The following is a 2,238-nucleotide window of genomic DNA, read 5'->3' as shown; positions in this document are numbered from 1 at the left end:
GGGCCGGCCTCTGCGCCGGCCCGCCCCGTGTGCGGTGCCGCACTGGCCGCGACGGACCGGTCGCCCATGTGATCGGTTCACCTGCAGATTGCAGCGCACGCACAGGATGAGAATGCCCTCACTGCTCGATCCGATTCGCATCGGCGCCATCGAGGCGCCGAACCGCATCTTCATGGCCCCGCTCACCCGCGGGCGCGCCGACCGGGCGCATGTGCCGACCCCGATCATGGCCGAGTACTACGCCCAGCGGGCGGGCGCCGGCCTGATCCTCTCGGAGGCCACCGGCATCAGCCAGGAGGGGCTCGGCTGGCCCTTCGCGCCGGGCATCTGGTCCGACGCGCAGGCGGAGGCCTGGAAGCCGGTGGTCAAGGCCGTGCACGACAAGGGCGGCCGCATCGTCTGCCAGCTCTGGCACATGGGCCGCCTCGTCCATCCGGATTTTCTCGGCGGCGAGAAGCCCGTCTCGTCCTCCGCCACCACGGCGCCGGATCAGGCCCACACCTACGCGGGCAAGAAGCCCTACGCGGAAGCGCGGCCGCTGGAGGTCGCCGAGATCCCGCGCCTGCTCGCCGATTACGAGCGGGCCACCCGCAACGCGCTGGCGGCCGGCTTCGACGGCGTGCAGATCCACGCGGCGAACGGCTACCTGATCGACGAGTTCCTGCGCGACGGCCCGAACCATCGCACCGACGCCTACGGCGGCACGATCGAGAACCGGATCCGCCTGCTGCGCGAGGTCACGGAGACGGTCGCGAGGGTCGCGGGCGCGGACCGCACCGGCGTGCGCCTCTCGCCGAACGGCGAGATCCAAGGCGTCAACGATTCGGACCCGCACGCCCTGTTCGGCGCGGCCGCCGCGGCGCTCGACGCGATCGGCATCGCCTTCCTGGAGATGCGCGAGCCGGGGCCGAACGGCACCTTCGGCAAGGCCGACGTGCCGCCCGTGGCGCCGGTGATCCGCGAGCGCTTCCGCAACCCGCTGATCCTGAACTCGGATTACGACGGCCGCAGCGGGCAGGCCACGCTCGATTCGGGCGTCTGCGACGCGATCGCCTTCGGCCGCACCTTCATCGCCAACCCGGACCTGCCGGCCCGCATCGCCGCGGACGCGCCGCTCCAGAAGGACGATGCTAAGACCTGGTACAGCCAGGGTCCGGAGGGTTACGTCGACTATCCGACCCTGTCGCAGAAGGCGGCCTGAGGCGGGCCGAGCTTGGCCATCCGGGCGGCGCGTGCTTGAAGGCGCGCGCCGCTCGAACACCCGGTCCCGCCGTGCCGCCAAGCTCCGTCTCGTCGCCCGCGGCCCCGCCGGGCCGCTACCGCCTCGTCGTCCTCGATTTCGACGGGACGCTCGCCGACAGCTTCGGCTGGTTCTGCGGCGTCCTCAACGGGGTCGCGGACCGCTACGGCTTCCGCCGGGTCGCACCCGAGGAGAGCGAGGCCCTGCGCGGCATGAGCGCGGCGGCGATCATGCGGCAACTCGACGTGCCGCTCTGGAAGTTGCCGCTGATCAGCCGGCACATGCACGCCCTGATGGCGCGCGATATCGCGGCGATCCGTCCATTCCCGGGTGTCCCGGAACTGCTGGAGGGGCTCGCTACCGATGGCGTCACGCTCGCGCTGCTCAGCTCAAACAGCCGCGCCAATATCCAGCGGGTGCTGGGCCCAACGAATGCGGGACGGGTCGCGCACTACGCCTGCGGAGCGAGCGTGTTCGGCAAGGCCGGGCGCCTGCGCAAGCTGCTGCGGCGCGTGGGTGTGCCCGCGGCGGAGACGCTCTGCATCGGCGACGAACTGCGCGACCTTGAGGCGGCACGCGCAGTCGGCTGTGCCTTCGGAGCCGTCGCCTGGGGCTACACCACCGCGGAGGCTCTGCGCGCGGCCGGACCGGATCTCCTCTTCGAGCGCCCGGGCGACATCGGGTCCCTCGTCGGATGCCGGAGCAGGCCGAGCGCCGCGCCCTGAGAGGCGTCGGCTGACCGAGGCGGCTCCCCTGAACGGAGGGGCCCCGCTCCTCCCGGAGCGGGGCCCTTCGAGCATCCGGACGGAGCGAGGCCTACTTCGAGTAGGCGTAGACGGCCGCGGCGGACGCGACGGGTCCTGTGACGCTTGAGAAGACGCCGAGCACCTTCTGGAGCTCGGTGTAGGGGGCGTTGGAGACGTAGATCAGGTCGCGGTTGCGCATCCGGAAGGCCTGGGTGGTGAACAGGCTGTTGGGATCGCGCATGTTGATCCGGT

The 2,238-nt window shown here is 71.6% G+C and carries 2 protein-coding genes and 1 pseudogene; 2 read left to right on the top strand and 1 reads right to left on the bottom strand.

All coding sequences use genetic code 11. From position 1 onward, the window contains the following. The first annotated feature begins 112 nt into the window (after positions 1 to 112). The gene (locus MFF54_RS26605; protein WP_238307200.1) at positions 113 to 1,201 is read left to right on the top strand and encodes an alkene reductase; all 1,089 of its coding nucleotides are present in this window, start codon (positions 113 to 115) and stop codon (positions 1,199 to 1,201) included. A gap of 71 nt (positions 1,202 to 1,272) precedes the next feature. Further along, a complete protein-coding gene (locus MFF54_RS26600) occupies positions 1,273 to 1,965 on the top strand; it encodes an HAD hydrolase-like protein (protein ID WP_238307199.1) in 693 nt (230 codons plus the stop codon). Positions 1,966 to 2,056: 91 nt separating this feature from the next. Here MFF54_RS26600 and MFF54_RS26595 read toward each other — a convergent pair. Then, positions 2,057 to 2,238: pseudogene (locus MFF54_RS26595) on the bottom strand (polysaccharide biosynthesis/export family protein); the annotation flags it as partial.

Source organism: Methylobacterium gregans (genome assembly GCF_022179245.1).
GTDB lineage: Bacteria > Pseudomonadota > Alphaproteobacteria > Rhizobiales > Beijerinckiaceae > Methylobacterium > Methylobacterium gregans.
This window is presented reverse-complemented; position numbering and strand designations above follow the sequence as displayed.

Bases quoted from the DNA above. Each gene is read 5' to 3' on its own strand.
- MFF54_RS26605 (WP_238307200.1), top strand. From the start codon at position 113: ATGCCCTCACTGCTCGATCCGATTCGCATCGGCGCCATCGAGGCGCCG.